The following is a 24,386-nucleotide window of genomic DNA, read 5'->3' on the forward strand; positions in this document are numbered from 1 at the left end:
TTAATTGTTCTAAAAGAGTACAAGCTGTCATAGGGTGTAAGAGGGTGCGGAAAGAATGCGCTCGTGCGGATATTTCAGCTGACATCATAGGAGGAAAAGAATGAAGGATTACATAAGGCGTTTCTTTATCGCAGGAATAATGGCTCTTTGTGTGAGTCTGCTATTTCTGGGAGGGAAGCATTCTAAAGCTGCTGAGCCAAAAATTTCTGAGTTGACAGAGCATTGGGTTTGGCCGGCAGATGGTGTAATTACGGACACGTATGGTACAAGAAGTGGTCAGCATAAGGGCATTGATATTGCCGGAGATTCCGGTTCTCCGGTTTATGCCGCTGACGCTGGAATTGTGTCCAGGTCGTATTACTCTCAAACATACGGAAATGTGATATTTATTAAACATAACAATCAAACCGAAACAGTATACGCCCATCTGAATAAACGATTATCTGCTCAAGGTGAAATAGTTTCACTCGGACAGAAAATCGGATTGATGGGAAGCACGGGTGACTCTTCAGGAGTCCATCTTCATTTTGAAATACATGCGCAGGCATGGACACCTGATAAAATAAATGCAGTTGATCCCTCTGTGGCATTTGGCATGGGAGAAGTTGGACAAGCTGTAAATGCTGCGGCAAGAACTGAAAATGCACGTGAAGTTTCAGCCCGGCCGTCTAATTTTAATTCCGGGCAAATAACAAATGATTCCGGTGAAACCTACCATATAGTTAAAACCGGGGAAACAGTATGGACCATCGCTGCACACTATAATCTGCAGCCCGGTGATATTGCCAGTTTAAATAATATTAATCCTGATCGCATTCTTACAGGTCAAAAACTGTTGATAAAACCCGGCAACTTTAGTGAATACACTGTTAAACAAGGTGATACATTAACTTCTATAGCGAAAATGCATGATACAACAGCAGAAGCTATTAAAGAGTTAAACAATGCAAATTCAGATGTTATCAAAATTGGACAAATTCTAATCATTCACAAAAAATAGAATAGAAATGATTGCACCGCTTTACTCCCTTAAAGTATAATAGGTAAAAAACTGGGGGAGTTAGAGTAATGCTTACAGACTATCATAACCATCTTGAAAACGGCACGTTAAGCCTGGACTATTTAAAAAAATTCACAGATGCTGCTGCTCAAAAAGGGATTGAATCTTTTGGGATTTCGGAACATGCATATCATTTCTATCAGACAGCAGATATTCTGCAAAATCCATGGGTAAACGAAAGACGCTTTTATGATATGAAGGACTATGTGAATGTTTTTCAAGAAGCGTGGAGTACTAACATAGATGTGAAAATGTCTATAGAAATGGACTACACGCCGGGCAAGCATGATGAAATGGCAAAGTTTATTAACAGTTACTCATTTGATTATGTAATTGGATCCATTCATTGGGTTGGAGATTTCGGCATAGATTTAGCTGAATTTAGAAAAGAATGGGATAAACGGGATCTTTATGAGGTATACCGGAAGTATTTTGATCAAGTGGTCACACTGGCCCAATCCAATTTATTTGATATTGTAGGCCATCTGGACCTCGTGAAAATCTTTAAATATGTTCCAAAGGACGAAGAATTTTTGCTGGAGCAGTATGATCGTGCAGCCAATGCACTGGCAGAATCCAAGACATGTGTAGAAATCAGCACAGCCGGTCTGCGAAAGCCAGTAGGTGAACTATACCCGGACAAACGGCTCCTGCAAAAATGCTATGAGAAAAAAATCCCGATTGTACTTTCATCTGATGCCCACTTTCCTGAACATGTAGGTGCCGATTTTGATAAGGCAATTGCTCTTGCAAAAGAAGTGGGCTATGAGTCCATCATGACTTTTTCCAAAGGAGAAAGAAAGGAATATCCGCTTGGATAATGCAAAAGGGATGGCAGAGCCGCCCTTTTTTGCATTATCCATAAAAATCTTAATAGGTATGGACATGGATATATATGTTACAAATCCATACAGCTAAACAAATCCCTTCACAGAATAACTTTTTTTCAGTATAATTAATCTGTATAAATAAATACGGTCTATCTTCGGGGCAGGGTGAAATTCCCGACCGGCGGTGATGGGTTAATCTTAACTCTAAGCCCGCGAGCCTGAGAGAAGCGTTTTGGTCGAAAAACGCTTTGCATTTAATTGGGCAGGATTTGGTGCGATTCCAAAGCCGACAGTACAGTCTGGATGGGAGAAGATGGAGGTTCTGCAGACGTTCAAAAAATGCTGGTTTTGAACGTTATTAAGCGTGCCTTCGCAACTCTCCCTCAAGTTATTTTAGCTTGAGGGTTATTTATTGCGAAGATATTTGCTTAGCCGAACCTTTCTTCTATAGGAGAGATAGTCCTAAAAAGGAGAGAGGAACTTGAAAAAACTTAATATCAAATCAATGGTTGCCATCGGAATGCTAAGCAGCATCTCTTATGTATTAATGCTGCTCAATTTTCCAATTCCGCCGTTTCCGCAATTTTTGATGATTGACTTCAGCGATATTCCTGCATTGATCGCAGCGTTAATCTTTGGTCCGGCGGCAGGAATTTTAGTGGAGCTTATTAAAAATATTCTTGATTACTTCATGACAGGAAGTGCAACAGGTGTACCTGTCGGACACATTGCAAACTTTGTGGCAGGCATTTTGTTCGTCTTGCCTACTTATTATGTATACAGCAAACTGAAGACCAAAAAGGGCATGACGTTTGGGCTCGTAATCGGCACCATGGTGATGGCTGTTATTATGAGTGTGCTTAATTACCTTGTCATTCTGCCGGCATATACATTCTTCCTGAATTTCCCGGCAATGTCAGCGCCTGAAATGAGAACAATGATTGTGACCGGGATTTTGCCATTCAATATTTTAAAAGGACTTATTATTTCAATTGTTTTCATGCTCATTTTTACACGCATGAGAACCTGGGTAGAAAAGCAGGCTGTATTAAAAAGTGCAGCATAATGAATATATAAATTTAAAGCAGCGGCAAATGTTCCGCTGCTTTTTCAATTTGAAAGCCTAAAAAAACTCCCTTTCTAGTTGAAAGGGAGCAGTAGCTTAACAAAGATTAGAGTATGGCTGAGGGATTATTCGTATTTAAGCGGATCGCCATCAAAAGCGTCATCAGCAACTTTGATTGAATCGGTTGGGCAGCCTTCGAATGCATCCATCATATCGTCAATCAATACATCTGGAATCTCAACAATACCCTGGTTATCATCAAGGGTAACAAATGCGATGCCTTCATCATCGTAATCATAAATGTCCGGTGCAGCTGCGCCGCAAGCTCCACATGCAATGCATGTTTCTTTGTCAACAATTGTATACTTTGCCATGAAAAAAACCTCCCAAGAATTAAACAATTAATCTCCCATCAAGATGATGGTAACACATTCCTCACATCCTATTGTAAAACTGTATGTTCAACTTTTCAATAGAAAATGTATTGAGAATGCTTATCACATAAGGGTTTAGGCATAATTTACCCTGTTAGAAATAATTAAAACGGCCTGCCGATTTTTTTCATGATAAAATAGAAGTAAGAAAAAGAAGGTAATGAAAAAATAAAAAATCTTAAGCCGTAAGGTGAACATAATGCAAAGACCTTATTTGAAATCTGTAATAATGTACTGTGTTAACGAGTTGCAGGGACAAAGAACTATATATTCCATTTTACATTTGCTCAATGGAAAAAAGTCTTCCCAGACCATCCAAGATGCTCATCTATTTCAACTAACCCCTTTTTTTCGTACATTTGGAAATTTAAGCAGGGGAGTACTGGATCATCTTGCAGAAGAAATCCTAAGCAGCAGGTGGATGACTGCCATTGATGAAAAGCATTACATTTTAACTGCAGAAGGGAAGAAAGAGCTCGAAAGATCTCTTTTAGAATGTCCAATACCTTCATCATTAAACGGATGGCTGTATCTTAGTACAAGTGAATTGTTTTGGGAGAGGATTACGCTTTTAATTCAGGTAATATCCCACTTAAATAATAACAATGTAAAATACCTTCCTATCCAAAGAAAAAGAGATATTCATGAATGGCTGAAAGACTTTCTGAGAACATCTGGATTTGCCCGCGATGAAGTTGGGGTTATGCTGTACAGGGAACTTGGCCAGTGCCTCGAAGAGCTGAATGATATTAATCCTGCTGTGCTGACATTGAGGCTGACAGGCTATAACCGTATTGGCCTCACAGCTGTTCAGGCTTCTGAACAGCTTGGAATCAGCCAGGATTATTACCACCATCAGTTCCTTGGAGCTATTCATCATATACTGGCAAGCGCAAGAGATAATTCTGCCGAATATCCGCTAATCAATAAGATCTTGAGCGATGCAGGAAATGAAGTTCAGCTAACATTGTCTGCCCAAAAGACTTACACAATGTTAAAACAGGGACTGGATTTGGATGATATAGCTAAAATGAGAAGATTGAAAAAAAGTACTATTGAGGATCATGTTGTGGAAGTAGCATTAAACGACAGCCGGTTTAATATCACACGTTATGTCTCAGAGGAAAAACAGAAGCTGATCCTTCATGCAGCTAATCGTGCTGATTCAATGCAATTAAAGCAAATACGTCAAATAGTGCCTGAATCCGATTATTTTGAAATCAGATTAGTAATGGCAAAGCTTGGAGAGGGACAATGAGATTGGACGAACTTTTGGAAAGAAAATTTGGATACTCTGCCTTCAGACCTGGACAAAAGGAAATTATTGAATCTGTGCTCGCAGGAAGGAATACTGTTGCCATGCTGCCTACAGGTACAGGAAAATCCCTTTGTTATCAGCTGCCGGGATATATGATTGAAGGCCAGGTGATTATAATTTCTCCTTTGCTGTCCCTGATGCAGGATCAGGCAGAACAGCTTATGATGAATGGGGAAAAAAAGGTGATAGCATTCAATTCTTTTCTATCCCGTTCTGAAAAAAAACAGGCATTAACTAATCTGAATCAGTATAAGTTTATCTTTATTTCACCCGAAATGCTCTATTATGAATCAATACAATCTCAGTTGAAAAAATTGCGCATCGCTTTATTTGTTGTTGATGAAGCTCATTGTATCTCCCAATGGGGATATGATTTCAGGCCAGATTATTTAAAGCTTGGCGAAGTGAGACAAAAGATAGGGAACCCGGTTACGCTTGCTTTAACTGCCACAGCTACGCATGAGGTTAAAGCAGATATAAAAAAGTCACTCGGCATTCTTGACTGCAGCGAATTTATTTATTCGGTTGACCGTCCTAATATAGCGCTAACTGTAGAAAAAGCAGAAAATTTCCGTGTGAAAACAAAGAGGCTTGTGGAGCTTGCTGAGAGCCTTGAGGGTCCTGGCATAATATATTTTTCCAGCAAAAAAATGGCTGAACAAACAGCCGATATGCTTAGGGGAAATGGAGCTAAAAGAGTGATGGCTTATCATGGGGGAACAGACCAGGAAAGCCGCATCCTTGTGCAGCAGCAGTTTATCCATGGGCAGCTCGATCTTATTTGCGCTACAAGCGCCTTTGGCATGGGCATCAATAAAGATAATATCCGGTATGTGATACACTTTCATATGCCTCTTCAGATTGAATCTTATTTGCAGGAAATTGGACGGGCAGGAAGGGATGGAAAACAAAGTATAGCTATTATGCTCTATACACCAGGTGATGAGCAGCTTCCCATACAAATTGCAGAAAATGAATTTCCTGACAAGTCTCAAATTGATTGGATCAGCAGCTGGATGGAAGAAAACCCGAATGCGATCACGAATGTCAGTGCTTATGAAGAACAAATTAAACAGCGTTCCGGTTTAACAGAAATTCAGTGGAGAATATTTAATGACTTTTTTGAACGGAAAGCCAAATCCGGACTGGGGTATAAAAGGATTCTGCAGGAAATGAATGCGTACTGCGAAGGCAGAATCAAATTGAAAAGAAATAGCATTGAGGAAGTGTATAGGTGGATACACACAAAAAACTGCCGGAGAGAAAATATACTTTCCTTTTTTGATGAGGAAAAAAATACCCCGGTCCAATACTGCTGTGATATATGCGGTTTGCAATTTGATGAATTCATAAGAAACACAAAATCAGATAATCAGGATAGTATGCTTTATGATTGGAAAAATCATTTAGAATATCTCCTGATTCCAAGTGAGTGAACCGAGTTGAAGAAAAAATACGAGGACGTCATTAAGGAATTAACTGACAAGGAACTATTATTCCATCTTTATCTTACTCAGGTGCTTATTTTAGCCATTGCTTTCATCCTTAGTATTATATTATTTAACAGCTTTGAGGAATTCCAGGCTCTTTTTGTACTTGATGATATTAATATTCTTGTCATTGGGGCAGCGGCAGGATTGGCTGTTGTCCTGATTGATATTGTTTTGATGAAGCTCCTCCCTGAGGAAATGTATGATGATGGAGGGTTAAATAAGAAAATCTTTCAAAACCGCCATATTCTTCATATTGCTTTTATTGCAGCAGTGGTGGCAATAAGCGAAGAACTTCTGTTCAGAGGTGTCATTCAGACCCATTTTGGACTTGCAATCTCCAGTCTTATTTTTGCACTTGTTCATTATCGATATCTTTTTAATTGGTTTTTGTTTGTAAATATTATTACATTAAGCTTTTTTATAGGTTATATTTATCATATATCCAATAATTTGCTTGTTACGATTGTTATGCATTTTCTGATTGATTTTCTTCTGGGTATCCTGATTCGAAAACGGTACCTGAAAAAATCAAAAGAGGAAAAGGCAATGAACAATAGCTAACAGCAGCGTCAAATAAACTTCTTATGATTTTATTTACAGGAAGGGATGAAACATGAATAAAGAAGACCCATATAGAGATCAGGCTGAAAGACTCCGCAAGAGGATTGACAGAAAACAGGAAACGGGAGACAGCGGGCAAAAATCCGCTTTGCCGCCGCGGAGCCGTATACATCAGGAAAAAAGAAAAAAAAATAAATGGAGAGTTAAATACCCTGTTATTCGTTTGCTGGCTTTATTTTTTATCCTTCTCCCGATTACCATTTTCAGCATTTATCAATATGTAAGCAGTGATAAAAGCACCAATACCGGGTTAAATGCAGAATCTGAAGAAATTGGTTCTGAAACGGTCGTTTTTGCCACAAATGATGATGATGAAGGGACAACCATTGAAGTAAGAGAAGAGCGGGAAACTGAGAAAACTGAAGCTGAGAAACCTGAAAAAGCTAAAGAGTCACATGAAAAAGAAGCTGCCAGCGACCAGCAGGAAAAACAGACTTCTCAAAAGCCTGATGAAGAAGATAAAGGTTCTGAATCCGCTTCCGAAAAGCAGGCCAGGCAAACAGCTTCTGAAAGTACAGACCCGTCGAAAACTGCCGGGACACAGGAAGAATTAAAAAAGGAAGTCAAAGTTGTCTACCATACGGTTAAACCAAAGGAAACAATCTTTCGAATTGCCATGACCTATTATAAATCCCAATCCGGAATTGAAATAATAAAGAAAGCCAACAATTTGCCGTCAAATGAAATACAAACGGGCCAGGTATTAAAAATTCCTCTTGAGCAATAAAAGAGTCTATGACCAAATGCTGTCTTCTCTCCCAGTCATAGAATAATGTACAAGCTCATACATTTATTATGAAAGGGAGGGAGCGTTTTTGGAATCGCCGATTAGAATGCTTGACGAACGTACAGACCAGGCAACAAGAAAAATGCTTGAGAAAGTTGTGGAGAGAAAACAAAAGTTTGATCGATTCAAGTCCTGGCATTTAATTGCCATGTGGGCGACCGTTTTTATATCCTTTTTATTCTTTTTTTACCTTTATAAAAGTGTTATGCAGCCTTACTCTTACTCGTTTGCATCGATGTTTTCGGCTTTTGTCAAACAGTCTGCTAATTTCTATTTACTAGTTTTTACGGTTGGCGTTTATGGGTTTATGAATCTTTTGAGAGAAAAAAGAGATAAAGCAGAAAAAGAATTTCATGCACTAAGGTGTGAAATAATTGATAAGAGCAAAGATCTCTGGAAAAAAGAAGATGAATGGAAAAATCGCCATAACGTTTTCGAAATGATGAAAAAAAATTATGATATAAACCTTTATCATGAGAACAAATGAAAAAAGAAGCAGCCTGCCTGCTTCTTTTTGTTAAGTATTTAGAAGAATTTCTTTTTATCCCGTTCTTCCTTTAGAATCTCAACGGCTTCTCTGAAGCGCTGGGAATGGATGATCTCTCTTTCTCTTAAAAACCGGAGTCCGTCATTTAGATCCGGATCATCACTCATATTTATAATCCACTGATAGGTTGCCCTTGCTTTCTCTTCTGCGGCGATATCTTCGTATAAATCTGCTATTGGATCGCCTTTTGCCTGGATATAAGAAGCCGTCCAAGGCACACCTGCAGCATTATGATAAAACAGAGCATTATCATGGTTAGCATAATGGGCATCCAGGCCTGCAGCCTTCATTTGATCAGGCGTTGCATCCTTCGTTAATTTGTAAATCATTGTAGCAATCATTTCCAAATGTGCAAACTCCTCTGTTCCAATATCTGTAAGAAGTCCGATGACTTTATCCGGAATAGTATATCGCTGATTCAAATATCTTAGTGCGGCCGCAAGTTCACCGTCCGCACCCCCATATTGCTCTATTAGATACTTTGCCAGTTTAGGATTGCAAGTGCTTACCTTCACCGGATATTGCAGTTTTTTTTCATAAACCCACATTTTTTTCTCAGCCTCCTTTGGAAGTCCGTTAGTAAGCCTTGAGCGCCTTCCTATGAAGAAGGCGCCTGAAAATCAAATTATACCTGCCATGGCCACGGGGGATCATCCCAATTCCATGGCTGTCCCGAATAACTGTGGCCAAATTGCATTAATGGACCATATTTGCTTTCGATGGCATTTCTCAGTTTTTTCCGTTCTTTTGCATAATGGTTGAATTGCTTAATGGCTTCTGTATCATTATTGTGAGTATCAAGGTATAAAGTCAGCTCAACAAGAACAAAGTCTACAGCCTGAAGCTGTTCAAGAAGCTGGTAGTAATCTGCGGGTAATTGTTTCATTATTGCTGTCCCTCCCTGGCTTTTTCATAGGGACTGTACCATGGATCATAGAAAGCCTTCCACAGAGTTCCTGTTTTTAAGGCCTGCATGGGTGTAAATTGTTCCAGTCCTGGCGGCTGAAAACCCATATAAAGGTTTGGAGGTGTGGAATAAGTTTTGACCTTTATAGGAGTGCAGGGGTCAAAGGGGCTAACATATGGGTGCCAGGTCTTACGGAGTGTATTCATCATAATCCCTCCTTTTTATGCGTCATTGAAACTTATGAGAAACACAGTGTTTTTATGATCGTTTACTCCAATAAAAAGAGGGAAAAGTTGAATAAATGGCGAAATATATGTTAGGTCTAATTAATATTACTCTTGAGGTGATGGCAATGTTTGTGAAAAGTATTATGATTCCTAAACATAACTGTAAAACGATCAGACAAGATGAAGCATTGAAAGATGCTCTGGATTTGCTTGAGGATAACCAGATCGATGGACTTCCTGTGTTGGATGGCGATCAATATGCCGGCATAATTACCAGATATGGAATATATGAGAACTTCTTTTTGTCAGGAAAATCAAAGGAAGAGTTTCTTGGAGGAACACTCGTAAAAGATATTGCCACACATCAGGAGCAATATTTGCAGGGAAATGAAATCTTTGAAAAAACACTTCTGGATTTAAAGGATTTTCCTTTACTTGCTGTTTTGGGCGAAAATCGTAAATTTCTTGGCATCGTTACCCGCTTTGATGTTCTTGCTCAATTTCAATCTGCTTTCGGGACGAATAAACCCGGTGTCAGGATTGCGTTTACCTCTGTGGAAGCGGAAGGGCGAATCGCCCGTTTGGCCGAAATCGCCCATTATTTCCATGAACACATCATATCCCTTGTTACTTTTGATGAAACAGACAAGCTGGTTCGCCGCATCGTGATGAAAGTGGAGAAAAATGATAATATGGATAAGTTCATCAGCCGGCTTGAAAAATCCGGTTTCCGTGTTCTGGATATTACAGAAGATTAATGCATATATAGTCAACAAAAAAAATCCTTCTCATACACTCTGTATGGGAGGGATTTTTATTGTTTATTATTTTGCTGAAGCTGGTGACAGGCTTTATTGGCGGCATTTTATATATTAAATTTTTTCCGGTGTCTATTCCCATGGGCATTTCAGATATGATTGTTATTTTTGTGCTCGAGCCGGCAGGCTTTGTCCTGGGAATGACTTTTTTTCTTATCTCCTTTATAGCCAACGCAGAAATCATTAGGATGATCATCGAATGGACTGCCGGAGTTTTTAAAAATATCAAGTCATTGAAAGAAAGGAATGCTTTGTTTGGGGCTGTTGTGATCTTATTGCTGATGGTATGCTTTTTTACTTTGTCAGTCCTTTCGCCATGGGAAGCGTTTGCCCTTTTCTGTTTTTCAGCAATCTATGGTATTATTTCTTTAGATTTCAAGAAAATCAATTTTGCTGGTGATTGAGTAAAGGCGATTGATGGCAGGAGGATTTATGATATACTTAATAGCTTTAGCCTTAATTGGCGGTGCAGGTTTACTATTGTTTATGCTTAGGGAGGCTTTTGCAGATAGAATTATATATAAAGAGCTTTCTTTTCCTGAATTTCCTGAAAGCTTTGGTGAAATAAAGCTTTTTTTTATTTCTGATATTCATAAGAGGACAGTATCAGAAACCATAATCGGGAAGATAAAAGAGAAGAAGCCTGATCTGGTGATTATCGGCGGCGATCTCTTGGAAAAAGGAGTTCCTTTTGATAGAGTAAAGAAAAACCTGCTGAGTTTGAAGGAATGCGGGCCTGTCTATTTCGTGTGGGGGAATAATGATTATGAAGTGGATTACCATCAGCTCGACGCCCTCCTCCTCGAATGCGGAGTGAAAATTCTTGATAACACTGCCCTCTCCTTTGAATCATCGGAAGGTGAGCGTTTTATTCTGCTGGGAACAGATGATCTCAGCAAAGAGAGGCATCGGCTCGACCTTGCACTTAAGGATGCAGGCTCTGATGGTTTTCGGGTTCTTGTCAGCCATGATCCAAGAATCATTAATAGTATAGAAAAAGAACAAAATATTCACCTTGTCTTAAGCGGGCATACGCATGGGGGCCAAATACATATTTTGGGGTATAGCCCTTATGAAAAGGGACGGATAAAAGTGCTGCCGCAAACAACAATTCTGATCAGCAACGGCTATGGAACGACTGGAGTGCCTTTGAGGCTGGGGGCAAAGTCTGAAACACACTTCATCACCTTAAAAAAAGCTGATATCTTATCTTCAAAATGAAAACACATCCAGATTTTACAATTCTTACGGTCGTTTTTATACTTTTTAAGTAGGTATAAATTTTGAAATTTAATCGCTGTCCAGCGATATTTGCTAATTAGCATTGAAGGGAGGGCTTTAGCATGGCAACTGAAGAAGGTAAATATAATATTAAGGCTGTTTCTAAGATGCTCGGCATTCAGCCAGGAACCTTAAGGGCGTGGGAAAGGCGATATCAAATCGTTGCTCCAAAGAGAAATGAATCCGGCCATAGACTATACAACGAAGAGCATATCAAAATATTAAAATGGCTGATCAGGAAAGTAGATCAGGGCTTTTCCATCAGCCAGGCTGTTTCCCTTCTGGAGAACAAGGAATTAAATGCCGAGCCGCTTCAGATGGATAAGGAAGGAGACCGGTCGGGTGCCCTCGCCAATGAGCTTCTTGAAGCTCTCCTTCATTTTAATGAATCGAAAGCGCATGATTTGATTAATCAGGCTTTTAGTTTTTACACAATAGATAAAGTCTTAATTGATATACTAGGCTCTCTTTTAGTGAAAATTGGACACCTATGGGAGGAGGGGAAAATTACCAGTGCTCATGAGCACTTTGCCTCGTCCATATTAAGATCAAGAATAGGGATGATTCTGCATTCCTTTCCGCATAACGGGGTTCTGCCAAAGGTGGTCGCAGTTTGCGGCCCTGGAGAAGCTCACGAATTAGGACTTTTAATTTTTACGTTGTTTCTGCGGAGAAGAGGATTTGAGGTTGTTTACCTTGGGACAAGCATAGCTGATGAAGATATTGACACTGTAATTGAAGTGGTTAAACCCAAGTTTTTATTTCTGTCGTGTACAATGAAGTCCAACGTGCCGGAAACCCTTAAACTTTCAGAGCGACTTACGGGGACTTATGGAAACATCCATGTAGGCATTGGGGGATTCGGCATTGATTCACTAAGTAATGAAGAAAAAATGAATTATAAACAGTTTATACCCGGCAGTTCTCCGCAAGAATGGGAAGAGTGGATTAAAGAACGGCTCCTATAAACAAATGATCTGGCGGTAAATTGCCGGGTCTTTTCTTTTTTTAGTCACAGAAAAAAAGACGACTCACAAACTAAGCAATATATCATACACTAAACCAAAGAGTTGGTTCAGGTCAGGGGGCTTACCATGCGCTTAGAACGATTGAATTATAATAAAATTAAAATCTTTCTCACTTTAGATGACTTGAATGATAGGGGACTGACTAAGGAAGATGTCTTGAAGGATTCATTAAAATGGCATCAGCTTTTTCATGAAATGCTGGAAGAAGCAAGTGAAGAATTCGGTGTAGACATTCATGGCTCAGTTGCAGTGGAAATATTCTCCATGCAGGCACAGGGAATGGTGATGATTGTTACAATGGAGGAGCAGATGGATGAAGAGCTCCTTGAGGATGGTTTTATTGAAATGCAGGTAACTGTTGATGGCAGTGAAGATATATTATTCGAATTCCGGGATTTTGAAGATGTAATTCAAATGGCAAGAAGTCTGAACAGCGTGCAGATTGAGGAAGGAAGCCTGTACTATTATAAAGAAAAGTATTTTTATCATGCAAGAGATTTGGAGGGGGAAAAAAATATTCACCGGGTAATTGCCATTTTAGCTGAGTACGGTGATTCAGCTTTTACAAGCATTCACGTTATTCAGGAATATGGGAAAGTGCTGATTGAAGCCGATGCTGTAAAAAAGCTGGTGGAATATTTCTCTTAATGTGGAAGAGGGGATCCAACCTCTTTTTTTTATGCAGGTCACTCTTTTGCAATATGCATTTGCTGCATCCAGCAACGAATCTGGATTAATAGCTCATGAATTATATAAAAATTGGGTAAACCAAATATAGTCAAACAGCTGCAATAATATCATATATAAAGCTTTTACTTTACAAAAGGAAACAGGATGTTTCTATTGCTCTTCAGCGGGAAAAGGAGTACTGGGAGTAAACAGAAAATTCCCTTTAATATCAACGCTGATAGCGTTTTCATAAAAATATCAAAAAATGCGGAAAACTGTATTATTCTTCTTGCATAAATTAGGCAAAGGTGTATACTATTCCATGGAAGCGGACAACTAATGAAAGTGATTTTTCTAGGAGGTTTACAAATGGTAGCCGAGAAAGGTACTGATTCAAATAAAGCTGAAAAATTGGACGTTTTAAAGTCGACTCAAACGGTCATACATAAGGCTTTAGGGAAGCTGGGTTATTCTGATGAGGTTTATGAGCTTCTTAAAGAGCCAATTCGTATGATGACAGTGAAAATTCCTGTACGGATGGATGACGGAACAGTAAAAGTCTTTACTGGCTACCGGGCCCAGCATAATGATGCTGTTGGTCCTACTAAAGGCGGTATTCGTTTTCACCCGAATGTAACTGAAAAGGAAGTAAAGGCACTGTCAATTTGGATGAGCTTGAAATGCGGAATTGTAGATCTTCCATATGGCGGAGGTAAAGGCGGAATCGTTTGTGACCCGCGCGATATGTCCTTCGGTGAGTTAGAGCGGTTAAGCCGCGGATATGTTCGGGCAATCAGTCAAATTGTAGGTCCTACTAAGGATATTCCTGCGCCTGATGTATTTACCAACTCGCAGATCATGGCATGGATGATGGATGAATACAGCCGGATTGATGAATTTAATTCCCCAGGCTTTATTACCGGTAAACCACTTGTACTTGGGGGTTCCCATGGACGGGAATCAGCAACAGCTAAAGGGGTTACAATTTGCATTCGGGAAGCTGCCAAGAAAAAAGGCATCAACCTTGAAGGTGCAAGAGTTGTTGTTCAGGGATTCGGAAACGCTGGAAGTTTCCTCTCAAAGTTTATGCATGATGCAGGTGCAAAGGTTGTTGGTATTTCAGATGCTTATGGCGGTTTATATGATCCGAACGGCCTTGATATTGATTATCTCTTGGATCGCCGTGACAGCTTTGGCACTGTGACAAAATTGTTTAATGATACAATTTCAAATAAAGAGCTGCTTGAACTTGATTGCGATATTCTGGTCCCGGCAGCCATAGAAAACCAGATAACAGAAGAAAATGCACCTAACATAAGAGCTGGCATTGTAGTGGAGGCGGCTAACGGTCCAACTACTTTGGAAGCAACACGGATTCTGTCTGAGCGGGGAATCCTGCTTGTCCCTGATGTACTGGCTTCTGCCGGCGGTGTAACAGTATCCTATTTCGAATGGGTTCAAAATAATCAGGGATATTACTGGACTGAAGAAGAAGTAGAAGAAAAGCTTGAGAAAGTCATGGTTAAGTCATTCGATAATATCTATCAGACATCCCAAACACGCCGTGTCGATATGCGTCTGGCTGCCTATATGGTAGGTGTCAGAAAAATGGCGGAAGCTTCAAGATTCCGCGGGTGGATTTAACTGTAAATCTTCACATTTGAATAATCATAAAAAATCTCCTATCATAAACTGATGGGAGATTTTTTATAAACAGCAGCATGAAATACTTGTTTTTGGCATTTAAGGAGTGAGAATCTTGAATATAGACGCTATTATTGTTGGGGGAGGGCCCTGCGGACTGGCAGCTGCCATAGCCCTTCAGGAAGCTGGAAAAAACCCCCTTGTTATCGAAAAGGGCAATATCGTAAATGCAATATACAACTACCCGACACACCAGACTTTCTTCAGCACAAGTGAGAAGCTCGAAATCGGCGGGGTGCCCTTCATAACGGAAAATTACAAGCCTAAGAGAAACCAGGCGCTAACGTATTACCGGGAAGTGGTGAAAAGGAAGGGCATTAAGATCAATGCTTACGAAAAAGTTCTAAATGTAGTAAAAAATCATTCCGAAGCATTTGAAGTACAAACTGATAAGGGGGCTTATACAGTCAATAACGTCATAATTGCTACAGGTTATTATGATAATCCCAATTTCATGGAAGTTCCCGGTGAGGATCTTTCAAAGGTATTTCACTATTTCAAAGAAGCTCACCCATTCTTTGATAAAGACGTAGCAGTTATCGGAGGGAAGAACTCAAGCGTTGATGCAGCAATTGAACTGGTAAAAGCAGGAGCAAGAGTTACGGTGATATATCGTGGAACAGAATATTCACCAAGCATAAAGCCCTGGATTCTGCCTGAGTTTGAGGCTTTAGTGAGAAATGGCGTCATTAAAATGGAATTCAATGCACATGTGAAAGAAATTAGTGAAAACAAGCTATTATATTCAGTGGATGGTAAAACCTTTGACATTAAGAACGATTTTGTGTTTGCCATGACTGGTTATCATCCTGATCACGGATTTTTAAGAAATATGGGGATTCAAATTAATGATGAAACCGGGCGCCCTCACTTTAACCCTGAAACAATGGAAACGAATGTCCCTGGAATATTTATTGCAGGTGTAATAGCTGCCGGAAATAATGCTAACGAAATTTTTATTGAAAATGGAAGATTTCACGGCGGACAAATAGCAAAAGCAATAATTGAAAAAGAGAGCGGAAACTGCAAAGGCTGATCATTTCAGATCAGCCTTTTAATTATATTTGAAAAATCTCTTCGATATTTTGCTGTGTTTCCAGTCCTATTAACAGTTTAATCCTGGCTTTTTGTCCATTAAGCCCATTTGAAAATATAACCCCCATGTCCTTGAGGTGTTTTCCGCCTCCGTCATAACCATAAACATCTTGTGCAATTCCATTGAAGCAGCGGGAAACCAATACAATCGGAATGTTTTTTTCAGTAAGGGCTTTAATGCCCTCAATTGTGGCCGGAGGCAGATTGCCTTGTCCAAGTGCTTCGATAACAACACCATCGAAATCTAAGTTCCCTATCGCATGAAGCAAAGAAGAATCCATTCCGGCAAAAGCTTTAATGAGTGTGACTTTTTTTTCAACTGTATCCATTGGGTAGTATTCTCTATTTGTCGGCGTGTTATGGAATAATACACCTCTCTTTGTGACTATTCCAATTGGCCCATACTGAGGGCTCTGGAAAGTAGAGACATTACTCGTATGTGTTTTTGTAACATTTTCTGCTGTATGGATTTCATCATTTAAAACGACTAGGACCCCTTTGTCTTTTGCTTCTTCACATGCAGCCACACGAATAGAAGAAATGAGGTTGTAAAGTCCGTCTGAACCGATTTCATTACTCGATCTCATTGCACCTGTAACAACGATCGGAAGGGATGTTTTCACACTTAAGTCCAAAAAGTAGGCTGTCTCTTCTAATGTATCAGTTCCATGGGTAATCACTACGCCGCTAATCTCTTCCTTTGCAAGGCTGTTTTCAATGATTTCCTTTAATTTAAGCATTTCCTTTGGCGTAATATGCGGTGAAGGAAGGTGGAATGGCTCTTCAACCAGTAATTCTGCAAGGGACAGCAGTTCTTTTGTTTTTTCAGTTAATGGATTATTATCTGTTGGTTTTACGGCACCTGTTGCTGCATCCTCGCTCATTGAAATGGTGCCTCCTGTGTGTATAACAAGTATCTTTTTTTTCTCCATGTGAATCCCCCAATTTTCGCTTTGAAAAATAAATATGAAGTGAAATATTTCTTTTCCAATATTTGAATAATCATTTTAATTCTCTCTATATCATGATACGATTAAGAAAACAGATTGAAAAGAGGACAGCTCATGCTGGGAATATTATCCGCTGGCATCGCGCCGGGACTGGCACTATTAAGTTATTTTTATTTAAAAGATCAATATGAGTCAGAACCCATATCAATGGTTTTTAAAACTTTTTTGTTTGGTGCCTTGCTTGTGTTCCCCATCATGTTCATTCAATATGTTTTAGAAGCTGAAGGGGTGCTCCAGTCCAGTTTTGCGGATGCTTTTCTATCATCAAGCATGCTTGAAGAGTTCTTTAAATGGTTTATATTATTCTATACTATTTATCAGCATATAACCTTTGATGAACCATATGATGGAATTGTGTATGGTGCCTCTGTATCACTCGGCTTTGCTACTGCAGAAAATATCTTCTATCTCATCGGGCTAGGGGTGGAACACGCACTTGGGAGGGCCTTGCTCCCGGTTTCCAGTCATGCTCTCTTCGGTGTTATCATGGGCTATTATATAGGAAAAGGAAAATTCTCGGCAACATCTACAAGAAAATGGATAGCCTTTTCACTTTTTATACCTTTTCTCCTCCACGGTATTTACGACTATATCCTTATTTCCCTAAAACATTGGATCTTTATCATGTTTCCTTTTATGATCTTCCTTTGGTGGCTGGGCTTAAGAAAAGTAAAAAAAGCAAGGGCTCATAGCGTAAGGCATATGAATAATCAATTTGAAATACAGAAAACTCTCCATTCCTGATGGAGGGTTTTTTTATAAAGATAAGAATGTATAAATTCTGAAGTTAGATAACTGTCTAGCTCCAGCGCCTACCCCCTCGATGTCACAAGCTTGTCTTGTTTCGGCTCCTAGGGACTCGGGATCATAAGCCGTTTCCTTCCAGAAGGAAATACGCCTTCTTACAGGAACCGTCTTATGCCTGAGGCCCGCAGGACAAGGAAGGCTTCGTCAGCATAAACATCGCACGACCAAAAGCTACAGCTTTTGGGAGGATGCGGGTCATGCAGACGTTGCCACAGGACGTGGCGCTCTTAGTCTGCGTTCTTTGAAAGAGCAGTCGCCTCCACATTTCGGGCAATCCTCCCAAAAAGGCAAAGAACGCCTTTCCAGGAGGCTCGTCTTGTGCTTGTCGGGGGTGGGCAAGGCGCTTGCGCTTTTCTTATTTGCCGGCAACCTTAATAAATGATTCAAGTTATTGAATAAAAAGCCAGGGACTACAAAAAATAGGGTCAATGATAAAAGATTGACTTTTGGAGGTTATAATCCATGAAAAAGAAATTTATGGCTGGAAAGGTGTTACTCATAATCTCCCTTTGTGTTCTGGGAATTCCATTGAGCGGGAATATGGAAAAAGCCAATGCCTTTTCAAATCAGGTGATTCAGCACGGGGCTGTAGGTGACGATGTAATAGAACTTCAATCCCGACTGCAGTATCTAGGCTTTTACAATGGGAAGATTGATGGAGTCTTTGGGTGGGGAACCTATTGGGCACTTAGGAACTTCCAATATGAATTTGGACTTCCCATTGACGGGCTTGCAGGCCAGGAAACAAAAAACAAGCTCGTGAAAGCATCTAAATATAATGAACAATATGTGAAAGAACAAATCAATAAGGGCAATAAATTTACCCATTATGGCGGGGTGGAAACTGAAAAGCAGACTAAGCCTCAGCAAGGGTCAACGGGGGGAACAGCACAGCAGCAGGAAGCTCCCAAACAGCCCACTGCTTCAAATGTCCCTAATGGATTCTCGGAAAATGATATTCAGCTAATGGCCAATGCAGTCTATGGAGAATCAAGAGGAGAACCTTATACAGGCCAGGTGGCAGTTGCTGCAGTTATCTTAAACCGTGTAAACAGTGCTTCATTCCCAAATACTGTTTCTGGTGTTATTTTTGAGCCTCGTGCTTTTACTGCCGTTGCCGATGGCCAGATATGGCTAACGCCGAATGAGACGGCAAAAAAAGCAGTGCTGGATGCGATTAATGGATGGGATCCGACAGGAGAGGCGCTGTATTATTTTAATCCGGATACCGCTACAAGCGGATGGATTTGGACACGGCCGCAAATCAAGCGGATTGGAAAACATATATTCTGTAAATAGAGGGGTGAATAATCATGCTTAGAGGAATTCTTATTGGGGTACTTGCGCTGGGTGTTGCCGGTACAGCGTTTTGGGGTTATCAGGAACACCGGGAGAAAAATGCAATCCTCATTAATGCTGAAAATAATTATCAAAGAGCATTTCATGATTTAACTTATCAAGTCGATCTATTGCATGACAAAATCGGAACAACGTTAGCGATGAATTCGAGAGCTTCACTATCACCTGAATTGGCAGAAGTATGGAGATTGACTTCAGAAGCCCACTCGGATGTAGGCCAGCTGCCTCTGACACTTCTTCCTTTCAATAAAACCGAAGAGTTTCTATCCAATATCGGAGATTTCAGTTATCGGACAGCAGTAAGAGACTTAGAGAAGGAGCCATTATCGGAAAAGGAATACCAAACGCTCAAACAGCTTTATAAGCAATCTGCGGATGTTCAGCAGGATTTACGTAAAGTACAGCATATGGTTCTTGAAAAAAACTTAAGGTGGATGGATGTGGAAATGGCTCTCGCGTCCAATAAAGAACCTGCAGATAATACAATCATAGATGGCTTTAAAACAGTGGAAAAAACAGTTGAAGGCTATGGAGAGACAGACTTTGGGCCTGCATTTGTAAATATGCAGAAAAAGGATGAAAACTACAAATATCTGAAGGGCAAAGAAATAACAGAAAAAGAAGCTGCACGTATTGGTCAGCATTATGCAGGTTTGGGAAAGAATGTGAATATCAGAGTAACGGAAAACGGCAAAGGATCTGATTACGGGTTTTTCAGTGTAAGTATCCAAAACAAGAAAACAAATGAAGAAGCAAACATGGATATTACCAAAAAAGGCGGCTATCCAATCTGGTTTATCCTCGACCGGAAAGTGGCGAAACAAAAAGTAAGTCTTAATGAAGCAAGCAATAATGCAGTTAAATTTCTTAAGGACAATGGTTTTAAAGACCTGGATTTATTCGAAAGTGCCCAATATGACAATTTAGGGGTATTCACCTTCGTGTCGAATCAGGATGGTGTAAGAATTTATCCAGACTCCATTCGTGTGAAAATTGCGCTTGACAATGGCAGCATGACTGCTTTTTCTGCTGAGGATTATTTAAAATCTCATCACCAGCGTGAAATTCCTGAGCCTGCAATTACTGCAGAAGAGGCAAGATCCAGGGTGAATCCGCAGCTGAAGGTCATGGAAGACAGGCGTGCAATAATTATTAACGATTTGAATCAGGAAGTTTCCTGTTATGAATTTATGGGCACACTGGGTGAAGATACCTACAGGATTTATATAAATGCAGAAACTGGACAGGAAGAAAAAGTAGAAAAGCTTAAGAATGCAGAACCAATATATGAAGATGTAGTGTAGAGAAAGCCGGATAGGCTTTCTTTTTTTATTTGGCTATTTTCGAAGGTTTGTTGATTTTTGTATTTTTTTTGCAGAATTGATTGAAGCGAGCAGCCTTGAGCGGAAAATCGACGGACAGCATTGAGAGGTGAAGAACAGTAATCTATTCAAAATAACTGAGTCTTTTTGCCTATAAAGAAATAAAAATGTTATTGCAGGATTCTTATATAGCGTTCATAATTAAATGACAAGATTATCCTTTTATTATGGGGAAGTGTGGAAGTGTGATAAATATTGGTGAAGCATTGATGCTCGAATTGACGTACTCTGAAAAACCTGAGAATTATAAATGCAAGCTTGCCGAAAGAGAAGGAAATAACCTATATATTGATTATCCAATAAATCAGGAAACGAATAAAACTGCATTTCTGGTCGATGGTACTCAGCTGAAGGCTACCTTTTTGGCTGATGATGGAACAGTATACCTTTTCGAAAGCGAGGTTCTCGGAAGAGTTAAGCAAAAAATCCCGATGATGATTTTATCATATCCCGGGGATGAACATTTAGTGAAAATTCAAAGGCGGCAGTTTGTACGGGTTGAAACACCTGTTGATGTTGCAATCCATGCGGTAAATAAAGAGTTTACTCCTTTTGTATCCGTTACGGATGATATAAGTGCAGGCGGGGCTGCAATCATCGCTAAGATGGACAATTCCTTAAAAGCCAATATGCAAATACTTACTTATTTCGTATTAGCCATGCAAAACGGTGTAAATTATTATTTGAAGCTTAAAAGTAAAGTAATAAGAGTTTCTGAACCAAGAAATGGTATATCGCTTATTTCTGTACAGTTCATGGATATAACCCCGCAGGATAGGCAAATGCTTCTGCGATTTTGTTTCGATAGGCAATTGGCCATGAAGAAAAAAGGCCTGGAAAAATGAATAAAGGAATATTTTTTATATTCATCTCTCATAATAGATGGTGAAGTCTATGGCTAAATTTTATATTTCAGTTGGAGAGATGGCAATGATGAAAACGGTAGAGAGGATTATTCTTAAGTTAATAATTGTGCAATTTGTTTTCCTGCTGATCACTCAATTTTTCTTTCATCATATGGATGCTTTTCCGGAATTAAAGCAGCTGACACAGTATGAAGGTGTCACAGATCAGAATTTTACTGAGCTGCTTGAAACTTTCAGGAAAAATAATTAGCAGGCAGGCGCCTGCTTATTTTTTTGTGGTGAAATTTTTAAAGACTGCTTTTAAAAATTTGTAAGACTTAAAATACAGCTTATTTATGCACTGAAGCAGACTTCTTATGTTAAAATAAAGCGGAATAAACCTGGGGATAAAGCGGCCAGGGTTACACAGGAGGAACTATGAGTAAACGTATATCAATCGCAATTGACGGCCCAGCTGCTGCAGGGAAAAGTACAGTAGCAAAGATCGTGGCGGAGAAATTATCTTACATATATATTGATACTGGTGCCATGTATCGAGCCTTGACTTATAAAGCAATTCAGAAAAATGCAAGCCTTGAAGATGAAGCCTCTCTTATGGAGATTTTAAACAATACAGTTATTGAACTGCAGCCAGGTGAAAAAGGGCAGCTAATTTATATGGACGGCCAGGATGTGACAAATGAAATCAGGACTTCTGAAGTGACAAATTCTGTTTCCGTTGTCTCCATGCATAAGCTGGTTAGGGAAGAAATGGTTTCGCGCCAGCAAAGCTTTGCTTTAAATGGAGGAGTGGTAATGGATGGCAGGGATATCGGAACACATGTCCTGCCCCATGCAGAAGTGAAGGTTTTCCTTCTGGCTTCTGTCGATGAAAGAGCTCTTAGGCGGCATAACGAAAATATCCAAAAGGGATATTCATCTGACCTGGACAAGCTGAAAGAGGAAATCTCTCTTAGGGACAAGCTGGATTCTGAACGTGAAATAGCTCCATTAAGAAAAGCGGCTGATGCAAAAGAGATTGATACAACATCCTTGTCAATTGGGCAGGTAGTCGACAGGATAATGGATCTGGCTATTGAAAGGATTGGTTCTAAGTGAATCTCTACGCTTTTGCCAAAGCGGCAGTCTATGGAGTACTAAAACCCATTTACAGATTTGAAGTAATCGGAAAGGAGAACTTTCCGGAAGAAGGCGGAGTTCTCCTTTGCTCTAATCATATAGATAATCTGGATCCTCCCGTAGTCGGCATTAATGCACCAAGGCCAGTATATTTTATGGCCAAAGAAGAGCTTTTTAATGTTCCGGTCCTCGGGAAAATTGTTCCCCATCTAAATGCTTTTCCTGTCAAAAGAGGAATGAGTGACAGGGAAGCATTAAGAAAAGGTCTTGGAATTCTAAAAGAAGGAAATGTTTTAGGTCTGTTTCCGGAGGGTACTAGGAGTAAAACGGGACAGCTGGGAAAAGGGCTGGCCGGAGCAGGTTTTTTTGCTCTCAGATCGGAAGCGCATGTTGTTCCTTGCGCCATTATTGGTCCTTATAAAGCTTTTTCAAAATTAAAAGTTGTTTACGGGAAACCAATTAATATGAAAGAGCTCAGAGAAAGAAAGGCATCAGCGGAGGAAACCACCGATATGATTATGTCTGAAATCCGTAAATTAATTGAAGATTACTCTTAGACCTTCTTGCTTGACAAAAAACTTCTTTTGTAAGAAGTTAGTAAAAAGGCATTTTTTTAAAAGGCGAAAATATTCGAAAAATAAGGCTTTCCTTTACTGAACAATTTTATAATCAAAAACAGTTGAAAAATAGCCTGCAAATAATTAGCCATTCGAGTATTTCTGCTGCTGACACAGGGTTCTTGCCTGGATGGCAGGCAGTTGAATACAGATTAAAAATTTGAAAGCAGCCATTGGATTAAGGAGGAATACATATGTCAGAAGAAATGAATCAAGTAGAAGTTAAAAATTTTGAGGTGGGTGACAAGGTAAAAGGCCAAGTTACCAAGGTTGAAGAAAAGCAAGTCATCGTTGATCTTGCTGACAGCAAACTGGATGGGATTATCCCAATCAGCGAGCTTTCAAGCCTGCACATTGAAAAAGCCGGCGATGCGGTATCTGAAGGGGATCAACTCGAGCTTGAGGTTTTAAAAGTCGAGGAAGATGCTCTTATTCTTTCAAAGCGTAAAGTTGATGCCGGTAAGTCATGGGAAACTCTCGAAAAGAAATTCAATGAGGGTGAAGTTTTTGAAGCAGAAATAAAAGATGTAGTTAAAGGCGGATTAGTAGTAGACCTGGGGGTTCGCGGATTTGTTCCTGCTTCCCTGGTTGAAGCTCATTTTGTTGAAGATTTTACTGACTATAAAGGCAAAACGATGACATTTAAAATTGTTGAGCTTGATAAAGATAAAAATCGCCTGATTCTTTCGCATCGTGCTGTAATAGAGGAAGAAAAAGGCAAGCAGAAACATCAAGTGCTGGAGTCCCTTCAGGCAGGCCAGATTCTGGATGGAACAGTTCAAAGAATTACTGACTTTGGAGCATTTGTTGATATCGGCGGAATCGATGGACTTGTTCATATTTCCCAGCTTTCCTATGAGCATGTGGAAAAGCCTTCAGATGTTGTCGAGGAAGGCCAAAAAGTAAAAGTGAAAGTATTAAGCGTTGACCGCGACAATGAACGCATTTCACTATCCATTAAGGAGACTCTGCCTGGACCATGGGATAACATCAGCGAGAAGGCTCCTAAAGGCAGCACACTTGATGGAACAGTAAGAAGACTTGTTTCATACGGAGCATTTGTTGAAGTTTTCCCTGGTGTTGAAGGACTTGTCCATATTTCTCAAATTGCTCATAAGCATATCGGAACTCCACATGAAGTTCTAAGCGAAGGACAGGAAGTGAAAGTGAAGGTTCTTGATGTGAACGAACAGGATCAGCGTCTGTCATTGAGCATTAAAGATCTTCTTGAAAAAGAGCAGGAAGAAGTGACTGACTATGAACTTCCTGAAGAAACAAAAGGCTTCTCGCTTGGTGATATGATTGGCGACCAGCTAAAGAATTTAAAAAAGTAATGGTGAT

28 protein-coding genes and 1 riboswitch are annotated in these 24,386 nt (G+C 39.8%); of the genes, 23 read left to right on the forward strand and 5 right to left on the reverse strand.

The features are described 5' to 3' along the window. The first annotated feature begins 100 nt into the window (after window positions 1-100). The 3 genes from BK139_RS15335 to BK139_RS15345 all read left to right on the forward strand — a co-directional run bounded on the left by BK139_RS15335 (window position 101) and on the right by BK139_RS15345 (window position 2,956). Window positions 101-1,000 carry a M23 family metallopeptidase gene (locus tag BK139_RS15335; RefSeq protein WP_076260399.1) on the forward strand — a complete coding sequence of 300 codons (900 nt, stop codon included), beginning with the start codon at window positions 101-103 and terminating at the stop codon, window positions 998-1,000. A gap of 68 nt (window positions 1,001-1,068) precedes the next feature. Next, on the forward strand, window positions 1,069-1,881 hold the full coding sequence (locus BK139_RS15340; protein ID WP_076260400.1) for a histidinol-phosphatase: 813 nt from the start codon (window positions 1,069-1,071) through the stop codon (window positions 1,879-1,881). Window positions 1,882-2,037: 156 nt separating this feature from the next. Further along, window positions 2,038-2,209: riboswitch (FMN riboswitch) on the forward strand. A gap of 162 nt (window positions 2,210-2,371) precedes the next feature. Beyond that, window positions 2,372-2,956: an ECF transporter S component gene (locus tag BK139_RS15345; protein WP_076260402.1), complete on the forward strand. Its 585-nt coding sequence runs from the start codon at window positions 2,372-2,374 to the stop codon at window positions 2,954-2,956. Window positions 2,957-3,081: 125 nt separating this feature from the next. On the opposite strand, the gene BK139_RS15350 is transcribed toward BK139_RS15345, so the two are convergent. Next, entirely contained in the window at window positions 3,082-3,330 is a 249-nt protein-coding gene (locus BK139_RS15350; RefSeq protein WP_026584182.1) for a ferredoxin, read from the reverse strand. Window positions 3,331-3,811: 481 nt separating this feature from the next. Between BK139_RS15350 and BK139_RS15355 the strand changes: the two genes are divergently transcribed. The 5 genes from BK139_RS15355 to BK139_RS15375 all read left to right on the forward strand — a co-directional run bounded on the left by BK139_RS15355 (window position 3,812) and on the right by BK139_RS15375 (window position 8,096). After that, entirely contained in the window at window positions 3,812-4,648 is an 837-nt protein-coding gene (locus BK139_RS15355) for a YpbB family protein (RefSeq protein ID WP_286148979.1), read from the forward strand. Further along, window positions 4,645-6,144: a RecQ family ATP-dependent DNA helicase gene (locus BK139_RS15360; RefSeq protein ID WP_076260406.1), complete on the forward strand. Its 1,500-nt coding sequence runs from the start codon at window positions 4,645-4,647 to the stop codon at window positions 6,142-6,144. Before BK139_RS15355 ends, BK139_RS15360 begins: the two co-directional genes overlap by 4 nt. A gap of 6 nt (window positions 6,145-6,150) precedes the next feature. Next, window positions 6,151-6,762 carry a CPBP family intramembrane glutamic endopeptidase gene (locus tag BK139_RS15365; protein ID WP_076260408.1) on the forward strand — a complete coding sequence of 204 codons (612 nt, stop codon included), beginning with the start codon at window positions 6,151-6,153 and terminating at the stop codon, window positions 6,760-6,762. Between the two features lie 52 nt (window positions 6,763-6,814). Beyond that, on the forward strand, window positions 6,815-7,549 hold the full coding sequence (locus BK139_RS15370; RefSeq protein ID WP_076260410.1) for a LysM peptidoglycan-binding domain-containing protein: 735 nt from the start codon (window positions 6,815-6,817) through the stop codon (window positions 7,547-7,549). A gap of 88 nt (window positions 7,550-7,637) precedes the next feature. After that, on the forward strand, window positions 7,638-8,096 hold the full coding sequence (locus tag BK139_RS15375) for a YpbF family protein (RefSeq protein WP_076260412.1): 459 nt from the start codon (window positions 7,638-7,640) through the stop codon (window positions 8,094-8,096). Window positions 8,097-8,134: 38 nt separating this feature from the next. On the opposite strand, the gene cotJC is transcribed toward BK139_RS15375, so the two are convergent. The 3 genes from cotJC to BK139_RS15390 form a co-directional block, all read right to left on the reverse strand. Further along, a complete protein-coding gene (cotJC, locus tag BK139_RS15380; RefSeq protein WP_061792468.1) occupies window positions 8,135-8,704 on the reverse strand; it encodes a spore coat protein CotJC in 570 nt (189 codons plus the stop codon). 77 nt (window positions 8,705-8,781) lie between these two features. Beyond that, the gene (locus tag BK139_RS15385) at window positions 8,782-9,042 is read right to left on the reverse strand and encodes a spore coat protein CotJB (protein WP_048008141.1); all 261 of its coding nucleotides are present in this window, start codon (window positions 9,040-9,042) and stop codon (window positions 8,782-8,784) included. Further along, entirely contained in the window at window positions 9,042-9,269 is a 228-nt protein-coding gene (locus tag BK139_RS15390; protein ID WP_076260414.1) for a spore coat associated protein CotJA, read from the reverse strand. The genes BK139_RS15385 and BK139_RS15390 overlap by 1 nt, the downstream gene beginning before the upstream one ends. A gap of 146 nt (window positions 9,270-9,415) precedes the next feature. Between BK139_RS15390 and BK139_RS15395 the strand changes: the two genes are divergently transcribed. The 7 genes from BK139_RS15395 to BK139_RS15425 all read left to right on the forward strand — a co-directional run bounded on the left by BK139_RS15395 (window position 9,416) and on the right by BK139_RS15425 (window position 15,826). Continuing rightward, window positions 9,416-10,048, forward strand: coding sequence for a CBS domain-containing protein (locus BK139_RS15395; RefSeq protein ID WP_061792426.1), 633 nt, complete (start codon window positions 9,416-9,418; stop codon window positions 10,046-10,048). A 59-nt stretch (window positions 10,049-10,107) separates the two neighbouring features. Further along, window positions 10,108-10,512, forward strand: a complete 405-nt coding sequence (locus BK139_RS15400; protein WP_076260416.1) for a hypothetical protein — start codon at window positions 10,108-10,110, stop codon at window positions 10,510-10,512. Between the two features lie 28 nt (window positions 10,513-10,540). Then, window positions 10,541-11,329, forward strand: a complete 789-nt coding sequence (locus BK139_RS15405) for a metallophosphoesterase (protein WP_076260418.1) — start codon at window positions 10,541-10,543, stop codon at window positions 11,327-11,329. Window positions 11,330-11,451: 122 nt separating this feature from the next. Further along, on the forward strand, window positions 11,452-12,357 hold the full coding sequence (locus tag BK139_RS15410) for a MerR family transcriptional regulator (protein ID WP_076260420.1): 906 nt from the start codon (window positions 11,452-11,454) through the stop codon (window positions 12,355-12,357). A gap of 126 nt (window positions 12,358-12,483) precedes the next feature. Further along, complete coding sequence (locus BK139_RS15415) at window positions 12,484-13,065, forward strand: genetic competence negative regulator (RefSeq protein WP_076260422.1); 582 nt, start codon at window positions 12,484-12,486, stop codon at window positions 13,063-13,065. A gap of 390 nt (window positions 13,066-13,455) precedes the next feature. Next, window positions 13,456-14,730: a Glu/Leu/Phe/Val family dehydrogenase gene (locus BK139_RS15420; protein WP_076260425.1), complete on the forward strand. Its 1,275-nt coding sequence runs from the start codon at window positions 13,456-13,458 to the stop codon at window positions 14,728-14,730. A 115-nt stretch (window positions 14,731-14,845) separates the two neighbouring features. After that, window positions 14,846-15,826 (forward strand): YpdA family putative bacillithiol disulfide reductase, encoded by a 981-nt coding sequence (locus BK139_RS15425; protein ID WP_076260427.1) that lies wholly within the window; start codon window positions 14,846-14,848, stop codon window positions 15,824-15,826. A 22-nt stretch (window positions 15,827-15,848) separates the two neighbouring features. Here the strand turns inward: BK139_RS15425 and BK139_RS15430 are convergent, their stop codons facing one another. Further along, window positions 15,849-16,817 (reverse strand): asparaginase, encoded by a 969-nt coding sequence (locus BK139_RS15430; RefSeq protein ID WP_076260430.1) that lies wholly within the window; start codon window positions 16,815-16,817, stop codon window positions 15,849-15,851. Window positions 16,818-16,949: 132 nt separating this feature from the next. On the opposite strand from BK139_RS15430, the gene prsW reads away from it, so the two are divergent. From prsW to rpsA, 8 genes are all read left to right on the forward strand, one after another. Beyond that, window positions 16,950-17,639 (forward strand): glutamic-type intramembrane protease PrsW, encoded by a 690-nt coding sequence (gene prsW / locus BK139_RS15435; RefSeq protein WP_076260433.1) that lies wholly within the window; start codon window positions 16,950-16,952, stop codon window positions 17,637-17,639. 525 nt (window positions 17,640-18,164) lie between these two features. Beyond that, window positions 18,165-19,001 (forward strand): spore cortex-lytic enzyme, encoded by an 837-nt coding sequence (gene sleB, locus BK139_RS15440; protein ID WP_076260435.1) that lies wholly within the window; start codon window positions 18,165-18,167, stop codon window positions 18,999-19,001. A 14-nt stretch (window positions 19,002-19,015) separates the two neighbouring features. After that, window positions 19,016-20,365, forward strand: a complete 1,350-nt coding sequence (gene ypeB / locus BK139_RS15445) for a germination protein YpeB (protein WP_076260437.1) — start codon at window positions 19,016-19,018, stop codon at window positions 20,363-20,365. Between the two features lie 263 nt (window positions 20,366-20,628). After that, complete coding sequence (locus tag BK139_RS15450) at window positions 20,629-21,288, forward strand: flagellar brake protein (RefSeq protein ID WP_076260440.1); 660 nt, start codon at window positions 20,629-20,631, stop codon at window positions 21,286-21,288. A gap of 49 nt (window positions 21,289-21,337) precedes the next feature. Then, entirely contained in the window at window positions 21,338-21,559 is a 222-nt protein-coding gene (locus BK139_RS15455) for a YpfB family protein (protein WP_440231836.1), read from the forward strand. Window positions 21,560-21,726: 167 nt separating this feature from the next. Beyond that, entirely contained in the window at window positions 21,727-22,407 is a 681-nt protein-coding gene (cmk, locus tag BK139_RS15460; protein ID WP_076260442.1) for a (d)CMP kinase, read from the forward strand. Continuing rightward, complete coding sequence (locus BK139_RS15465) at window positions 22,404-22,985, forward strand: lysophospholipid acyltransferase family protein (protein ID WP_076260444.1); 582 nt, start codon at window positions 22,404-22,406, stop codon at window positions 22,983-22,985. Before cmk ends, BK139_RS15465 begins: the two co-directional genes overlap by 4 nt. A gap of 254 nt (window positions 22,986-23,239) precedes the next feature. Then, a complete protein-coding gene (gene rpsA, locus BK139_RS15470; RefSeq protein WP_076260446.1) occupies window positions 23,240-24,379 on the forward strand; it encodes a 30S ribosomal protein S1 in 1,140 nt (379 codons plus the stop codon). Window positions 24,380-24,386 lie beyond the last annotated feature (7 nt).

This window comes from Paenibacillus sp. FSL R5-0490, assembly GCF_001956215.1.
Lineage (GTDB): Bacteria > Bacillota > Bacilli > Bacillales > Cytobacillaceae > Cytobacillus.